This is a genomic window from Sulfitobacter sp. HI0129, assembly GCF_001635395.1.
Classification (GTDB): domain Bacteria; phylum Pseudomonadota; class Alphaproteobacteria; order Rhodobacterales; family Rhodobacteraceae; genus Sulfitobacter.
In genome coordinates this window covers 1-13,820 of sequence record NZ_LWGH01000709.1, presented here as the reverse complement: position 1 = coordinate 13,820, position 13,820 = coordinate 1, and the positions used below count along the sequence as shown (strand labels likewise).

14 protein-coding genes and 1 pseudogene are annotated in these 13,820 nt (G+C 62.6%); 8 read left to right on the top strand and 7 right to left on the bottom strand.

Annotated features, from left to right (window positions below):
- From A3764_RS17795 to A3764_RS17785, 3 genes are all read right to left on the bottom strand, one after another.
- On the bottom strand, positions 1 to 1,048 hold a 1,048-nt coding region (locus A3764_RS17795), incomplete at its 3' end, for a CoA-binding protein (RefSeq protein WP_150122274.1).
- A gap of 290 nt (positions 1,049 to 1,338) precedes the next feature.
- The gene (locus A3764_RS17790) at positions 1,339 to 2,499 is read right to left on the bottom strand and encodes an acyl-CoA dehydrogenase family protein (protein ID WP_067921330.1); all 1,161 of its coding nucleotides are present in this window, start codon (positions 2,497 to 2,499) and stop codon (positions 1,339 to 1,341) included.
- Between the two features lie 60 nt (positions 2,500 to 2,559).
- Positions 2,560 to 3,306: a class II aldolase and adducin N-terminal domain-containing protein gene (locus A3764_RS17785; RefSeq protein WP_067921331.1), complete on the bottom strand. Its 747-nt coding sequence runs from the start codon at positions 3,304 to 3,306 to the stop codon at positions 2,560 to 2,562.
- Positions 3,307 to 3,428: 122 nt separating this feature from the next.
- Between A3764_RS17785 and A3764_RS17780 the strand changes: the two genes are divergently transcribed.
- Positions 3,429 to 4,310: a LysR substrate-binding domain-containing protein gene (locus tag A3764_RS17780; RefSeq protein ID WP_330220263.1), complete on the top strand. Its 882-nt coding sequence runs from the start codon at positions 3,429 to 3,431 to the stop codon at positions 4,308 to 4,310.
- Positions 4,311 to 4,320: 10 nt separating this feature from the next.
- Here the strand turns inward: A3764_RS17780 and arsC are convergent, their stop codons facing one another.
- On the bottom strand, positions 4,321 to 4,746 hold the full coding sequence (arsC, locus tag A3764_RS17775; RefSeq protein ID WP_067921334.1) for an arsenate reductase (glutaredoxin): 426 nt from the start codon (positions 4,744 to 4,746) through the stop codon (positions 4,321 to 4,323).
- A 113-nt stretch (positions 4,747 to 4,859) separates the two neighbouring features.
- Between arsC and ade the strand changes: the two genes are divergently transcribed.
- The 5 genes from ade (at position 4,860) to A3764_RS17750 (ending at position 10,738) form a co-directional block, all read left to right on the top strand.
- Positions 4,860 to 6,662, top strand: coding sequence for an adenine deaminase (gene ade, locus A3764_RS17770; RefSeq protein ID WP_067921384.1), 1,803 nt, complete (start codon positions 4,860 to 4,862; stop codon positions 6,660 to 6,662).
- Positions 6,659 to 8,122 (top strand): AMP nucleosidase, encoded by a 1,464-nt coding sequence (locus tag A3764_RS17765; RefSeq protein ID WP_067921336.1) that lies wholly within the window; start codon positions 6,659 to 6,661, stop codon positions 8,120 to 8,122. The genes ade and A3764_RS17765 overlap by 4 nt, the downstream gene beginning before the upstream one ends.
- A 142-nt stretch (positions 8,123 to 8,264) precedes the next feature.
- Positions 8,265 to 8,555, top strand: a complete 291-nt coding sequence (locus A3764_RS17760) for an HU family DNA-binding protein (protein ID WP_082851178.1) — start codon at positions 8,265 to 8,267, stop codon at positions 8,553 to 8,555.
- A 148-nt stretch (positions 8,556 to 8,703) separates the two neighbouring features.
- The gene (locus A3764_RS17755; protein WP_067921340.1) at positions 8,704 to 9,795 is read left to right on the top strand and encodes a sensor histidine kinase; all 1,092 of its coding nucleotides are present in this window, start codon (positions 8,704 to 8,706) and stop codon (positions 9,793 to 9,795) included.
- Between the two features lie 76 nt (positions 9,796 to 9,871).
- A complete protein-coding gene (locus tag A3764_RS17750; RefSeq protein ID WP_067921342.1) occupies positions 9,872 to 10,738 on the top strand; it encodes a DMT family transporter in 867 nt (288 codons plus the stop codon).
- Between the two features lie 12 nt (positions 10,739 to 10,750).
- On the opposite strand, the gene A3764_RS17745 is transcribed toward A3764_RS17750, so the two are convergent.
- Positions 10,751 to 11,371: a class I SAM-dependent DNA methyltransferase gene (locus A3764_RS17745; protein WP_067921344.1), complete on the bottom strand. Its 621-nt coding sequence runs from the start codon at positions 11,369 to 11,371 to the stop codon at positions 10,751 to 10,753.
- A 39-nt stretch (positions 11,372 to 11,410) separates the two neighbouring features.
- A complete protein-coding gene (locus A3764_RS17740; RefSeq protein WP_067921346.1) occupies positions 11,411 to 12,355 on the bottom strand; it encodes a YihY/virulence factor BrkB family protein in 945 nt (314 codons plus the stop codon).
- Positions 12,356 to 12,534: 179 nt separating this feature from the next.
- Here A3764_RS17740 and msrB point away from each other — a divergent pair, with 179 nt between their 5' ends.
- Entirely contained in the window at positions 12,535 to 12,984 is a 450-nt protein-coding gene (gene msrB, locus A3764_RS17735) for a peptide-methionine (R)-S-oxide reductase MsrB (RefSeq protein WP_067921348.1), read from the top strand.
- On the top strand, positions 12,981 to 13,490 hold the full coding sequence (gene msrA, locus A3764_RS17730; protein ID WP_067921350.1) for a peptide-methionine (S)-S-oxide reductase MsrA: 510 nt from the start codon (positions 12,981 to 12,983) through the stop codon (positions 13,488 to 13,490). The genes msrB and msrA overlap by 4 nt, the downstream gene beginning before the upstream one ends.
- Before the next feature lie 48 nt (positions 13,491 to 13,538).
- Here msrA and A3764_RS25300 read toward each other — a convergent pair.
- Positions 13,539 to 13,820, bottom strand: a pseudogene (locus A3764_RS25300) (hydantoinase/oxoprolinase family protein); the annotation flags it as partial.

Genomic DNA, 13,820 nt, shown 5'->3' with positions numbered 1-13,820 from the left:
AGTCCAACGGGTTGGAGAGCGCGACCATAGGCCCCAAGACATCCGAAAGTGTGTCACGCTGCGTAGTGGTGAGCGGCGGAAAGGTCAGCGAGCGGCCAACCGCCCCGTCCGCCGCAAGGCTTGCCTCCCCGCCGGAGCAGGAGACCGAAGAGAGTGTCGCCGAAGGCAGCCGTCCCACGGTGTGGAATATCTTCAGTGTCTCCAGCAGGGTGGGCAGATCGCGCACCCGAGGAATGGCGAGCCGCTCCAGCAAGGCCCCCGCCCCCGCGTCGCCCCCGGCCAACGATGCCGTGTGGGAGACGGTCGCCTGCCGCGCCTGATCCGAAAGCCCGACTTTCAGCGCCACAAGCGGTACGCCGCGTTCCGCTGCCTTCAACACCAGCCGATGCCAAAGAGCCGTGTCCCCGAACCCTTCTATATGCAGACCGATCGCCGTGACACGCGGGTCGTCGAGCAGAGCCTCTGCGATTTCCGCCTGACGTGTCTGCGCCATGTTTCCGCATGTCACCGCATAGGCAATCGGCAATCCCCGCCGCTGCATCGTCAGGTTTATCGCGATGTTCGATGACTGGGTCAGGATCGCCACCCCCCGGTCCACTCGGGTACATCCGTGCTGATCGGGCCACAGAAGCGCCCCGTCCAGCGCATTCACGAAACCATAGCAGTTGGGTCCGAGGATGGGCATTTCCCCCGCCGCCGCGACAAGCTCGGCCTGAAGGTCCGCGGCACCCGCGTCCTCCGCCAGCGCTTCGGAAAAACCGGAAGCGAAACAAACAGCGCCCCCCGCCCCCATGGCCGACAGGGCGCGCACCATTTCGATGCTGGCTCTGCGGTTCACGCCGACGAATACCGCGTCGGGAACCGCCGGCAATTCGGCAAGGCTGCGAACGGGCGCGATCCCCTCGACGCTCTCCGCCTTCGGATGAACGATGTCGATCTCGCCGGCAAAGCCCATCAATCGCGATTGCCGCACGATCTGCGCGCCCCAGGCCCCGCCCCCCACGACAGCGATGCGCCGCGGGCGAAACAGACGATCCAGACTACGCATGACCGCCCCCGGCGGGCCCGAAGATTGCCACACCCCGCGCCGCCAGCAGCGGACCATACCATGTCCTGGTCCACCCCCTGCCGACCGAGGGAGGCAGGGGGCTTCTCACGATGCGGCCAACGGCGCTTCCGCCTGTACCGCCATTCCAGTCTGGCTGCCGAAAGCTTGAGAAAGGATTAACCCCGATCCGCGCCCTCCCCTTCTCATGATCCGAAATACTTCGGGGGGCGGCGCCCTGGCGCCGGGGGGCTGGCCCCCCGCCTGCCGCTTGCGTCAGATGCAGCCGCCGATCAGGCACCGAGCGCCCGCAGAAGATCGCGGCTGATGATATGGCGCTGGATTTCGCTGGTGCCGTCCCAGATCCGTTCGACCCGCGCATCGCGCCAGAACCGTTCCAGCGGATAATCGTCCATCAGGCCCATGCCGCCATGCAACTGGATCGCCGCATCCGTCACCCGCGCCAGCATCTCCGACGCATAGAGCTTCGCCGAAGCGATTTCCCGGTTCGCCGGGAGCTGTCTGTCCAACCTGTCGGCCGCCGCGAGCGTCAGAAGATCCGCAGCGTCGATCTCTGTGATCATGTCGGCCAGCTGAAAGCTGACCCCCTGGAACTTGCCGATTTTCTGGCCGAACTGCTCCCGCGTGGCGGCGTAGTCCAGCGCATAATCGAACACCCGGCGCGCCCGACCCACGGACATGGCGGCCACCGTGATCCGGGTGGCATAGAGCCATGTGTTCATCACCTCGAAGCCGCCATCGACCTCGCCCAGAACCTGCGCATCCGGCACGCGACAGTCATCGAACTCGAGGATCATGTTCTTGTAGCCGCGGTGACTGACCGATTTGTAACCTTCGCGGATGGTGAAGCCCGGGGTGCCCCGGTCTACCAGAAAGGCGGTAATGCGCTTTTTCGGCCCTTTCGGTGTCTCGTCTTCGCCGGTTGCGATGAAGACGATGATGAAATCCGCATGATCCGCACCCGAGATGAAGTGTTTGGTGCCGTTGACCACCCAGTCGCCGCCATCTCTTGTCGCCGCGCATTTCATGCCGCGAACATCCGACCCCGCACCGGGTTCGGTCATGGCCAGCGCATCCATCCGCTCCCCCTGCACGGCGGGGAGAAGGTAGCGTTCGACCTGCTCGCCCTCGCAGGCCATCAGGATGTTCTGGGGTCGCCCGAAGAAATGGTTGAGCGCCATGGACCCGCGCCCCAATTCCCGCTCCACCAGCGCGAACTCCAGATGGTTGAGCCCCGCGCCGCCGACGCTTTCGGGGAAGTTGCAGGCATAAAAGCCAACCTCGATGGTCTTGCGCTTGATCTCCTCGGCAATCTCCTGCGGCACCTCGCCCGTCCGTTCGACCAGTTCCTCATGGGGATAGATCTCCTTTTCGACGAAACGGCGCACCGTCTCGGCAATCATGAGGTTCTCTTCGGTCAGCCCGTATATCATGCGGTTTTCCTTTCGGCGCAGGGCGGTGCCCGCGTTCTGTCTGCCTGCTTTGCAGCGGTTTTATGCGGCGTAATCCGCGCCTTCGGAGTCGAGGATCGCCTTCAGCTCAGCTAGGTGCCGGGTATCCTGTTCCGGGTAAGCCTCCAGTTCGCGGGCGGTCTTTTCGGCGATCTCATCGGGAATACGCCGCAACGGCTGCCCGGTCTGGAGAGCGCGGATATAGGTCTCCGCCGCGCGCTCGAAGTAATAGAGCCGGTTGAACGTATCCGCGACGCTGTCCCCGATCACGAGGATCCCGTGGCTGCCCATCACCATCACTTTCTTGCGCGGATCGGTTAGCAGCGCGGCACAGCGCGCGCCCTCGTCCTCGAAGGCCAGCCCGCCGTAGTGCTCGTCGATCACGATGCGGTCGTAGAACGTACAGCAGTTCTGATCGATCGGCGGCAGGCGGCTGTCCTGCAGGCAGGCAAGCACCGTGGCGTGGATAGAATGGACATGCATGACGCATCGCGCATGGGGGCAGGCCCGGTGCACCCCGCCATGGAGGCCCCAGGCCGTCGGATCCGGCGCATCGGGGCCTTTCAGCGTTTCCGGGTCCTCGGCATCCACCAGCAGCAGATCGCTCGCCTTGATACGGGCGAAATGCATCTGGTTGGGATTCATCAGAAACCTCGTGCCGGCGTCATTAACGGCGAGCGAGAAGTGGTTGGCCACCCCTTCGTGCATGTCGAGCCGGGCTGTCCAGCGAAACGCCGCCGCCAGATCGACCCGCTCGGGCCAGTGTTCCATGTTATGTCGCTGATCCATCGCGCGCTCCCTTGATGGCCTCAGCGTCGCGCAGCGCGGGCTCGTTTGACCAACGAAAAAATCTGCACCGCGCCATAAGCTGTGCTAATGGATAAGTTATGACAGGCGACAGGCTCCCCCCGTTGAACTGGCTCCGCAGTTTTGAGGCTGCGGCGCGGCATCTGTCCTTCACCGGTGCGGCGGGGGATCTGAATATGACGCAAAGCGCCGTCAGCCAGCAGATCAAGTCTCTCGAAGCGCATCTGGGCCGACCGCTCTTTTACCGCAGAACCCGCGCGCTGGAGCTGACCCAGACCGGCATTTCCTATCTTCCGGTCGTGCGGGATGCCTTCCGCACATTGCGACAGGGGACGCGCGCGATTACCCGGCAAACGGAAGACGTGCTACGCGTTCAATGCAACCTGACTTTCTGCATCCAGTGGCTCGCCCCGCGGCTGGCGCGGTTTCGCGCCCTGCATCCCGACATCCAGCTCGATATCTCGACAGAGCTGTGGGAGCCGCGAAACATGGCCGAAGGGGCTGATCTGGAAATCCGCTATTCGGTGCGCCCGTCTGACAGCGTCGGGGCGGAACCGCTCCACCGCGACCATTACTATCCGGTCTGCGCGCCGGGCTACGCTGTCAGCCTTACGGAGCTTGCCGCCCATCCTCTTTACGATTGTTCCAGCATGCTCGGCACTTGGGCCGTCTGGGCAGAGGAACAGGGGCTTCACTGGCCGGATCCGCCAGTCACCTATGCCACGACCTATTCTGTGCCGCTTGCCGTCGCGATGCACGGCGGGGGGCTGGCGTTGGCACATGACGCCATCGCAGCCGATGCTATCGCCCGCGGAATGCTGGTGGCCCCCTTCGCGCATCGCTCGCTCATGCAGGAAACCTACTACCTCATCCGCTCCCCTCAGGCGCAGACCATGCAAAGCGCGCAGATCTTCGCCGCGTGGCTGAAAGCCGAGGTCACGGCGTTTCAGAGCGATCCGCGCGGAATGCATCCGTATCAACTATGAACCAGCCGGCTCAGCCCTCGACGCGGTTGCCCTCAGCATCGATCAGCAGGGATCCGTCTTCCTTGGTATAGGGTCCCGCAGGCCATTCCGGCAGCAGATCGAGCACCGCCTCCGACGGGCGGCAAAGCCGAACGCCGCGCGGACAGGCCACGATCGGCCGATTGACCAGCACAGGATGTTCCACCATCGCGTCGAGCAGAGCGTCGTCGCTCACATTCTCGTCCAGCAGGCCGAGGTCCGCAGCCGGGCTCTTGGTCGTGCGCAGGGCAGTGCGCGGTGTCAGTTCAGCCGCCGCGAACAGGGCAAGCAATTGCGGACGTGTCCAGCCGGTTTCGAGATAGGGAACGACCGTCGGCTCATATCCCGCGTCACGGATGATCTGCAGGACATTGCGGGACGTGCCGCAAGCCGGATTGTGAAAGATGACGATATCCATACGCTTCTTCTGCACGCCCCGTGTAACAGTTTCAAGAAACCCTTCGCATGGCCCGTTCCGAAGAATGGCGGGGACCCCCTTGCACGCCGGTGCGAAGTTTGATCCTTTGCGACATGACGCAAGATACCTTTCCCACATGGCCGGACGTAGCCGCGCGACTGATCAACGTCGCCGCGGGCCGCGCCCCGGCGGACACAATCATTACCGGCGGAACCTGGGTCAACGTGCACACGCGCGAAACCCTGCCCGATCATGACATCGCCATCATTGCCGGGCGCATCGCCTTTGTCGGACCCAAGGCGGATCACTGCCGCGGAGCGGACACCCGGATTATCGAGGCCCGGGGCCGCTACATGGTCCCCGGTCTTTGCGACGCGCATATGCACATCGAAAGCGGCATGCTGACCCCGGCGGAATTTGCCCGGGCGGTCATCCCCCACGGCACGACATCCATGTTCACCGACCCCCATGAGATTGCCAATGTGCTGGGGCTCGACGGTGTGCGCATGATGCATAACGAGGCGCTGATGCAGCCCGTCAATATCTTCACGCAGATGCCCTCCTGCGCGCCTTCCGCGCCGGGGCTGGAAACCACCGGCTACGAAATCACCGCCGACGACGTGGCAGAGGCGATGACATGGCCCGGGATCGTCGGGCTGGGCGAGATGATGAACTTTCCCGGCGTGGCCTCCGCAGACCCGAAGATGCTGGCCGAGATCGCGGAAACGCAACGTGCGGGCAAGACCGTCGGCGGGCACTATGCCTCCCCCGATCTGGGACCGGCCTTTGCCGCCTATGTCGCAGGCGGGCCGGCGGACGATCACGAAGGCACCTGCGAAGCTGACGCCATCGCGCGGATGCGGCAGGGCATGCGGGCCATGATCCGCCTTGGAAGTGCGTGGTACGATGTCGAAAGCCAGATCACCGCGATCACCGAAAAAGGTCTGGATTCGCGGAACATGATCCTCTGCACGGACGACTGCCATTCAGGAACGCTCGTCAACGAAGGCCATATGAACCGCGTGGTCCGCCACGCGATCGACTGCGGCTGCGATCCGCTGGTCGCGCTCCAGATGGCGACGATCAATACCGCCACCCACTTCGGCCTCGAGCGGGAGATCGGCTCCCTCACGCCGGGGCGTCGCGCCGACGTGATCCTGACATCCGACCTGAAGACGCTGCCCATCGAACTGGTCGTGGCGCGTGGGCAAATAGTGGCCCGGGACGGTGTCTGCGAAGTCGATTGCCCGCATTACGACTGGCCGAAAGACGCGCGGACCACCGTCAACATGGCCCGCGACCTGAAGGCGGAGGATTTTCATATTGCCGCCCCGGAAGGCGCCAATGCGGTCACGGCCAACGTGATCGGTGTCGTCGAAAATCAGGCACCCACAAAGGCCCTGCAATTCGAACTGCCCGTGACGGAGGGGCGCGTCCAGCCCACCGGGGAGGTCGCTCAGATCGCACTGGTCGAACGGCATCGGGCGACGGGCAAGGTGGTGAACGGCTTCGTCTCCGGCTTCGGCTATCGCGGGCGCATGGCCATGGCCTCGACCGTGGCGCATGACAGCCACCATATGATCGTCGTGGGCACCGATGCGGATCAGATGGCACTGGCTGCCAACCGGCTGCGCAAAATCGGCGGCGGCATCGTGATCTTCCGCGACGGGACGGAACTGGCATTGGTGGAACTGCCCATCGCCGGCCTGATGTCCGACCGGCCCGCGGACGAGGTCGCCACGCGCGCAGAGGCGATGATGCAGGCCATGCGGGACTGCGGTTGCGATCTGAACAACGCCTACATGCAGCATTCGTTGCTGGCGCTCGTCGTTATTCCGGAGCTGCGCATATCCGACCTCGGGCTGGTGGACGTGCGTAAGTTCGAGTTCCTGCCCTTACTGGAGCCGCTGTCATGACGACCATCCTCACCCCGGACTCCCCCTCCGCCGAAGCCTTCCACGACGCCTCCGCCGCGGTGGACCGTCTGACGGAACTCTATCAGCAGGCGACACGCTTTCTGCACGACCATTTCGCGCAGGCCATGGCGACCAGCCCGCCCGAAAACCGCGTGCGCGCCTTCTACCCGGAGGTGCGGTTCAGAACCTCGTCCTATGCTCGGGTGGACAGCCGCCTTTCCTTTGGCCATGTGTCGGCCCCCGGTACCTATGCGGCGACCATCACCCGGCCCGATCTTTTTCGGCACTACCTGATACAGCAGATCGGGTTGCTGATCGAAAATCACGAGCAACCCGTGATCATCGGCCCGTCCGACACACCGATCCCCGTGCATTTCGCCGTTGCGAATGACAATGCGCTCAACGTCCCGCAAGAAGGTGCCGCGGACTTCACACTGCGCGATGTCTTCGACGTGCCCGACCTGTCCACCACCAACGATGATATCGTGAACGGCACCTTCACTTCGGCGGATGGCATCGCCCCGCTGGCCCCGTTCACGGCCCAGCGCGTCGATTATTCGCTCGCACGTCTGGCGCATTACACGGCCACCGATCCCGAACATTTTCAGGTTCACGTGCTTTTCACGAACTACCAGTTCTACGTATCGGAGTTCGAAGAATACGCCCGCGCGATGCTGCGTGATCCCGAAAGCGGCTATACCGCTTTCGTCTCGACCGGCAATGCGGAGATCACGGACGGGGACGCGCCCCTGCCCGACCCTCTGCGCAGCCCGCAGATGCCGACCTATCACCTGAAACGCGCGGACGGCTCGGGCATCACGCTCGTGAATATCGGGGTCGGCCCGTCGAACGCCAAGACGGCGACGGACCATATCGCGGTTCTGCGGCCCCATGCCTGGATCATGGTTGGCCATTGCGCCGGGTTGCGGAATTCACAGGCGCTGGGGGATTTCGTCCTGGCACATGCCTACCTGCGCGAGGATCACGTGCTGGACGACGACCTGCCGGTCTGGGTCCCCATCCCGGCCCTGGCAGAGATCCAGATCGCGCTGGAAAAATCGGTGGCCGAGGTCACCCAGCTGGAAGGCTATGAACTCAAGCGGATCATGCGAACCGGCACCGTGGCGACCATCGACAACCGCAACTGGGAATTGCGCGACCAGTCCGGCCCGGTGCAGCGGCTGAGCCAAAGCAGGGCCATCGCGCTGGATATGGAAAGTGCGACCATCGCCGCGAACGGCTACCGCTTCCGGGTGCCCTACGGGACATTGCTTTGCGTGTCGGACAAGCCCCTGCATGGCGAATTGAAGCTTCCGGGCATGGCCTCTGACTTCTACCGCACGCAGGTTTCCCGCCATTTGCGCATCGGAATACAGGCGATGGAATTGTTGCGCTCCACCCCGCTGGAGCGTATCCATAGCCGGAAATTGCGCTCATTTGAGGAAACAGCCTTCCTCTGAGTTGCTGAAATCACCGGAAAACAGCAAAAAAACGCGGATTCAGCCTCGAGTCATGCCACTATTCGTTGTGTTATGCTACAACATGCCGCTACATTCCGCGCATGAGGCCCCATAGTACGGGCGGAGAAGGAGACCATCACCCATGGCTACAAAACCAATGACAAAGACCCAGCTCGTCGCCGCTCTGGCGGATGAAATGGGGACCGACAAGAAATCCGCCAGCGCGGCGCTCGATGCGGTTTGCAACCTGATCACACGCGAAGTGTCCAATGGCGGCGCGGTTACCCTGCCCGGCGTCGGCAAGATCTATTGCCGTGAGCGTCCCGAGCGGATGGTCCGCAACCCGGCCACGGGTGAGCAATTCAAGAAAGACGCTGACAAGGTCGTCAAGATGACGATCGCGAAGGCACTGAAGGACAGCGTCAACGGCTGATCTACAGCCCTTGACACGGAGCCGTCGCGCGACCCGCGGCGGCTCCGTCCAGAAAACTGCCCGGCAACCTGTTCGTAAGGAACGGCCCCTAATCATCCTTGGGTCGTTGTTCATGCCCCCATCGAACAGAATTTAGGAATACTGCCCGGTGCGTGCCAATCTTCATCCTCAAAACGAAGAACGCCTCCGAACGTTGGAGGGGTACGATATCCTCGACACGTTCGAAGAGGCTGAATTCGACGAGATCGTGCAGCTTGCCGCCCGGATCTGCGACGTCCCCATTTCGCTGATATCCCTGGTCGATACGGAACGTCAGTGGTTCAAGGCACGTGTCGGCCTCGACCAGTCTGAAACCCCGATAGATCAGTCGATCTGCGCGCACGCCATCCTTCAGGACGACGTGTTCGAAATTCCCGACACTCTGCTGGATGCGCGTACTGCCGACAATCCGCTCGTCACGGGGCCGGACAACCTGCGCTTCTACGCTGGCGCGCCTTTGGTTGCTTCCAACGGCCTGCCCATCGGAACGCTTTGCGTACTCGATAGAGAACCCCGCAAATTGACCGATCTTCAGCGCGAAACGCTGCGGGTGCTGGCGCGGCAGGTGATGAAGCAACTCGAACTCAAGGCCGCACTGCGGGATCAGGAAATCCTGAAGTCCGAAATGGACCACCGGGTGAAGAATTCGCTCCAGACGACGGCTTCGCTGGTGCGCATGTACGGGCGCACTGTGCACGACCCGAACGCTGTCGAAGCGCTCAAGGCCATCAACCGGCGCATCGACGCCATGTCGACCCTGCATGAAATGCTGCAATCCTCCACCGCGCTCGCGGATGTGGACATGGCGGAATACCTGCCCGGCATCATCAACCTGCTGGGGGCTTCCGCCCCCCCGAACATCACCGTCGTTTCCCATTGCGACAAGATCCGCCTGAGTTCCGCCAATGCGTCGGACATCGGCGTTATCGTCAGTGAATTCGTCGCCAATTCGATCAAACATGGCTTTCCGAACGAACGCAGCGGCCTCATAAGCGTCAGCCTGACGAACAATGCGGAAGGTGGGCTGCTGCTCGAAGCCACGGACGATGGTATCGGTTCGGGCCGCGACGAAGTTCTCAATGAAACGACCGGTATCGGCCTGTCCATCGTGGCCGCCGCGGCTTCGAGCCTCGGGGGTACGCTGGACAACACGCTGACCGCTGACGGGGGTCGTCTCTTGCTGTCATTCGGGAATACCTAGGCGCGCTGCGCGCCCTTGCCCCTCCCCCGTAAATCGGAAATGGTCGCGCCAGATGGAATGGTGAGCGGTTGGACCCATGGATATTCGCGCGATACTTGCGGGCCTGGCCTTTGCGCTCATGTGGTCCTCGGCCTTCACGTCGGCCCGGATCATCGTTCTGGATGCGAGCCCGCTCGCCGCGCTCACCCTGCGTTACCTTATCTCCGGTCTGTTGGGTGTCGGCATCGCGCTGGCGCTCGGCCAAAGCTGGCGGCTGACCCCGGCACAATGGCGTGGGACGATCATTTTCGGGATCCTGCAGAACGCCGTTTACCTCGGGCTGAACTTCGTGGCGATGCAGACCGTTCAGGCATCGCTCGCCGCGATCATCGCGTCCACGATGCCACTGCTGGTCGCTCTCGCACTGTGGCTCATGGGCGAACGGTTGCGTCCGCTCGGACTCGTGGGGCTGGCGGCAGGTCTTGTCGGCGTTACGATCATCATGGGCGCTCGCATTACCGGCGGCGTCGACATGCTGGGCCTTTTGCTCTGTATCATCGGCGTAATCGCCCTGACTTTGGCCACCCTTTTGGTGCGCGGCCTGACCTCCGGTGGAAACTTCCTCATGATCGTCGGTCTGCAGATGCTGGTGGGATTTGTGACACTTGCGCTCGCCACACTCGCCTTCGAAACACCCCGGGTGAACGTTTCGCTGCCACTGATACTGGCTTTCGCCTATACCGTCCTCGTCCCCGGTCTGCTGGCGACGGTGGTATGGTTCTGGCTGGTGGACCGTATCGGCGCGACACGCGCGGCTACGTTCCACTTTCTCAACCCGTTTTTCGGCGTGGCCATTGCGGCGCTGCTGCTGTCTGAATCGCTCGGCGCACAGGATGTGCTGGGGGTAACGATCATCGCGCTCGGTATTCTGGCCGTTCAGCTTTCGCGCCAGCGCCGGGCCTGACGCGGCCCCCGCTCAGGCCTTGCGAAACACGGCGATCTGCGCTTCGTCATCCTTGTGATCACCTGTTGCGGCCTCTCCGTATATTCGGACCTTGCGGAACTCCGCGTCTTCAATGCGGGGCGCGAGGGCGTCGAATTTCGCCGCGAACCCGTGACCTTCGAAATGCTTGTCATTGATGGCGAGGACGAAAACAGCGCCCTTTCGTGCTACCCGCAAAAGCTCATCGAGCGGTTCCGGACCGACGTGGCCATGGGTGAAGGTCCCCGCGCTGACGATGGCGCCATAGGTGTTATCCGCCAGCGGCAGCGGACGGGTCAGATCGGCCTCCACCAGTTTGCGATAAAGACCTTTCCGTGCGGCGGCCTCCAACATCTCGGCCGAGAGGTCCAGCGCATCCAGCTCGATACCGTTTTTAATGGGGATGTTCTGCGCGACCAGCCCGGTGCCCGCACCCACATCCAGAAGGGGCGACGCGCCCGCACCCGCTTCGGCGTAGATGAACGCCACCAACCGGGCGAGCCGATAGTCCATGGCCTGGGCAAACCCTTCGTCGTAGGTCCCTGCCCAATCCGCATAGAGGCGTTTGCTGTCTTCGGGGGCGTTCAGGCCGTATGCGTTCTTGAGATCTGTCATGCTCTGAAGGCTAGGGCATGTGGTGTCTGACGCCAAGTCTCAGTCCTGCGCGGCGCCCAGATGGTCGGCCTTCCGGGCCCCACGTTCGCCCATCGGCTGATCGGGTCCCGTGGTGGTATCCCGGCGGGTTTGCGCTTCGAGTTCGGCGTTGAGCTCAGCGCCCAGCATCACGATGAAGACCGAGATCCACAGCCACATCAAAAGCACGATCGCACCAGCGAGCGAGCCGAAGCTTTCATTGTAGGAGCCGAAGTTCGCAACGTAGAAGCCGAACCCCACGGAAGCCACGGTCCAGACCACGACCCCGATGATTGCCCCCGGTGTCAGCCAGCGCCATTCCGGGTTTTCACGCGAAGGCCCGAACCGGTAGAGGATCGCCAGCCCCGTCAGTGCGAAAAGGAACATGAGCACCCATGACAGGCCGAGGGCGGCCCATTCCACCAATGGCCCCAACTGCAGAAGCGCCAGTGCAGCAGGCAGGACGGCAAGCACCCCTAATGCGACGACGACACCGATGATAAGCGCCACAGTCAGCCCATAGGTCTGCAGCTTCAACATGAAGAAATTGCGCTTTTCCTCTTCGTCGTAGGCGACATTCAATCCTTCCATGAGCGATCCCATGCCCTTGGACGCCGAATAAAGCGCCAGTAAGATACCCAGAACGACGGCAAGGCCCAGCCCCGCCTGCTGCGACCCGGCGACCTTCACCGCCTGCCCGATGATCAGATCACTGACCTGTTGAGGCATCAGGCCGGACAGCCCCTCCATCTGGGACACGACCTGCTCCGGCTCGAACACCAGCCCACCCAGCGCCACGAGAGCGGTGATCGCGGGAAACAGAGCCAGCAACGCGTAAAATGCCACGCCAGCGGAAATCAGGCCGACATGGTCCTTGGCGATCTCGTCCTTGAGGCGGAAGCCAACGTCTTTCAGGCCTTTCAGGGAAATTTCAGTCGGTTTTTCGGCGTTGCGTCCTCGGGTCATGTGGGTCCTGCGTATTCTGGCCGGGCTCCTTTAGCGCGGCTGTAAGAGGCAAACGCGTAGCGGGAAAGCCCGGTTCCCCAATCCGCGTTCGATCACGAAAGTTGCAATGCTGTTACCAGACCTTTGAATATTTCAAAAATGTCCCACCTTATGGGGGTGAGTTGCCAAGGAGATTCGAGATGTCGAAATATCGAAAGGACGCGGACGCCATCGCGGCGCTGTCCCCAGAAGAATACCGGGTCACACAGCAAAGCGGCACGGAACGGCCCGGTACGGGCAAATTGCTGAACAACAAGGAACCGGGGATCTACGTTGATATCGTCTCCGGCGAGCCTCTGTTCGCCTCGGCGGACAAATACGAATCCGGCTGCGGCTGGCCCAGCTTTACCAAGCCCATCGAACCCGCGCATGTAAACGAGTTGCGCGACAGCTCGCTTGGCATGGTGCGCACGGAAGTCCGCAGCACCCATGGCGACAGTCATCTGGGCCATGTGTTCCCCGACGGCCCGCGTGACCGCGGCGGGCTGCGCTATTGTATCAACTCCGCCTCGCTCCGCTTTATCCATCGTGACGACATGGAAGCGGAAGGCTATGGCGAATATATCGATCAAGTGGAGGACGCAGCATGAGCCGCGAACGTGCAGTACTGGCAGGCGGATGTTTCTGGGGTATGCAGGATCTGATCCGCAAGAGGAAAGGCGTGAACGCCACGCGGGTCGGATATTCTGGGGGCGACGTCCCCAATGCGACCTACCGCAACCACGGCACCCACGCCGAAGCGATCGAAGTGATCTTCGACAACGAAGTGATCAGCTATCGCGAGTTGCTGGAAATGTTCTTCCAGATCCACGACCCGACCACGTTGAACCGTCAGGGCAACGACCGCGGGATGAGCTATCGTTCGGCGATCTACTACGAGAACGAGGAGCAGCGCCAGACCGCGCTGGATACCATTGCGGATGTCGAAGCGTCCGGGAACTGGCCCGGCAAGGTCGTGACCGAGGTCGAACCGGTCGGCGATTTCTGGGAAGCGGAGCCGGAGCATCAGGACTACCTGCAGCGGATCCCCAATGGCTATACCTGCCATTTCCCGCGCGCGGATTGGGTTCTGCCCCGGCGGAACGCTGCTGAGTAACGACAAGCATCACGGCAGCGCCCGGAAACGGGCGCTGCCCTACCTCTTTTAGTCGGCCAGTCGCGGTCGCCCCGTGACTTCGACGGTGATTGTTCCCTCGATGAAGACTTCACGGTTTTCCACCGCCGCTACCTGAATGTTCCTGCGGGCTGTGGTCTGTATATCCGCCGCACCGGCGGCGCGAGCCTGCGCCACGGCAGTTTCCCGCAGCATGGCTTCCAGACGGTCCAATGCCTCTTCCCGGTTCGCGAAGTCCTGCGGGCCTTGGGTTGTGTGTACCCGGTAGCACCCTTCGGAAGGGGCCGTGACACTGCCTGCCTGCCGCATGGT

Excerpts from the sequence above, each read along its gene's own strand:
- A3764_RS17790 (WP_067921330.1), bottom strand. The coding sequence starts at position 2,499 with ATGATATACGGGCTGACCGAAGAGAACCTCATGATTGCCGAGACGGTG.
- A3764_RS17785 (WP_067921331.1), bottom strand. The coding sequence starts at position 3,306 with ATGGATCAGCGACATAACATGGAACACTGGCCCGAGCGGGTCGATCTG.
- arsC (WP_067921334.1), bottom strand. The coding sequence starts at position 4,746 with ATGGATATCGTCATCTTTCACAATCCGGCTTGCGGCACGTCCCGCAAT.
- ade (WP_067921384.1), top strand. The coding sequence starts at position 4,860 with ATGACGCAAGATACCTTTCCCACATGGCCGGACGTAGCCGCGCGACTG.
- A3764_RS17765 (WP_067921336.1), top strand. The coding sequence starts at position 6,659 with ATGACGACCATCCTCACCCCGGACTCCCCCTCCGCCGAAGCCTTCCAC.
- A3764_RS17760 (WP_082851178.1), top strand. The coding sequence starts at position 8,265 with ATGGCTACAAAACCAATGACAAAGACCCAGCTCGTCGCCGCTCTGGCG.
- A3764_RS17750 (WP_067921342.1), top strand. The coding sequence starts at position 9,872 with ATGGATATTCGCGCGATACTTGCGGGCCTGGCCTTTGCGCTCATGTGG.
- A3764_RS17745 (WP_067921344.1), bottom strand. The coding sequence starts at position 11,371 with ATGACAGATCTCAAGAACGCATACGGCCTGAACGCCCCCGAAGACAGC.
- A3764_RS17740 (WP_067921346.1), bottom strand. The coding sequence starts at position 12,355 with ATGACCCGAGGACGCAACGCCGAAAAACCGACTGAAATTTCCCTGAAA.
- msrB (WP_067921348.1), top strand. The coding sequence starts at position 12,535 with ATGTCGAAATATCGAAAGGACGCGGACGCCATCGCGGCGCTGTCCCCA.
- msrA (WP_067921350.1), top strand. The coding sequence starts at position 12,981 with ATGAGCCGCGAACGTGCAGTACTGGCAGGCGGATGTTTCTGGGGTATG.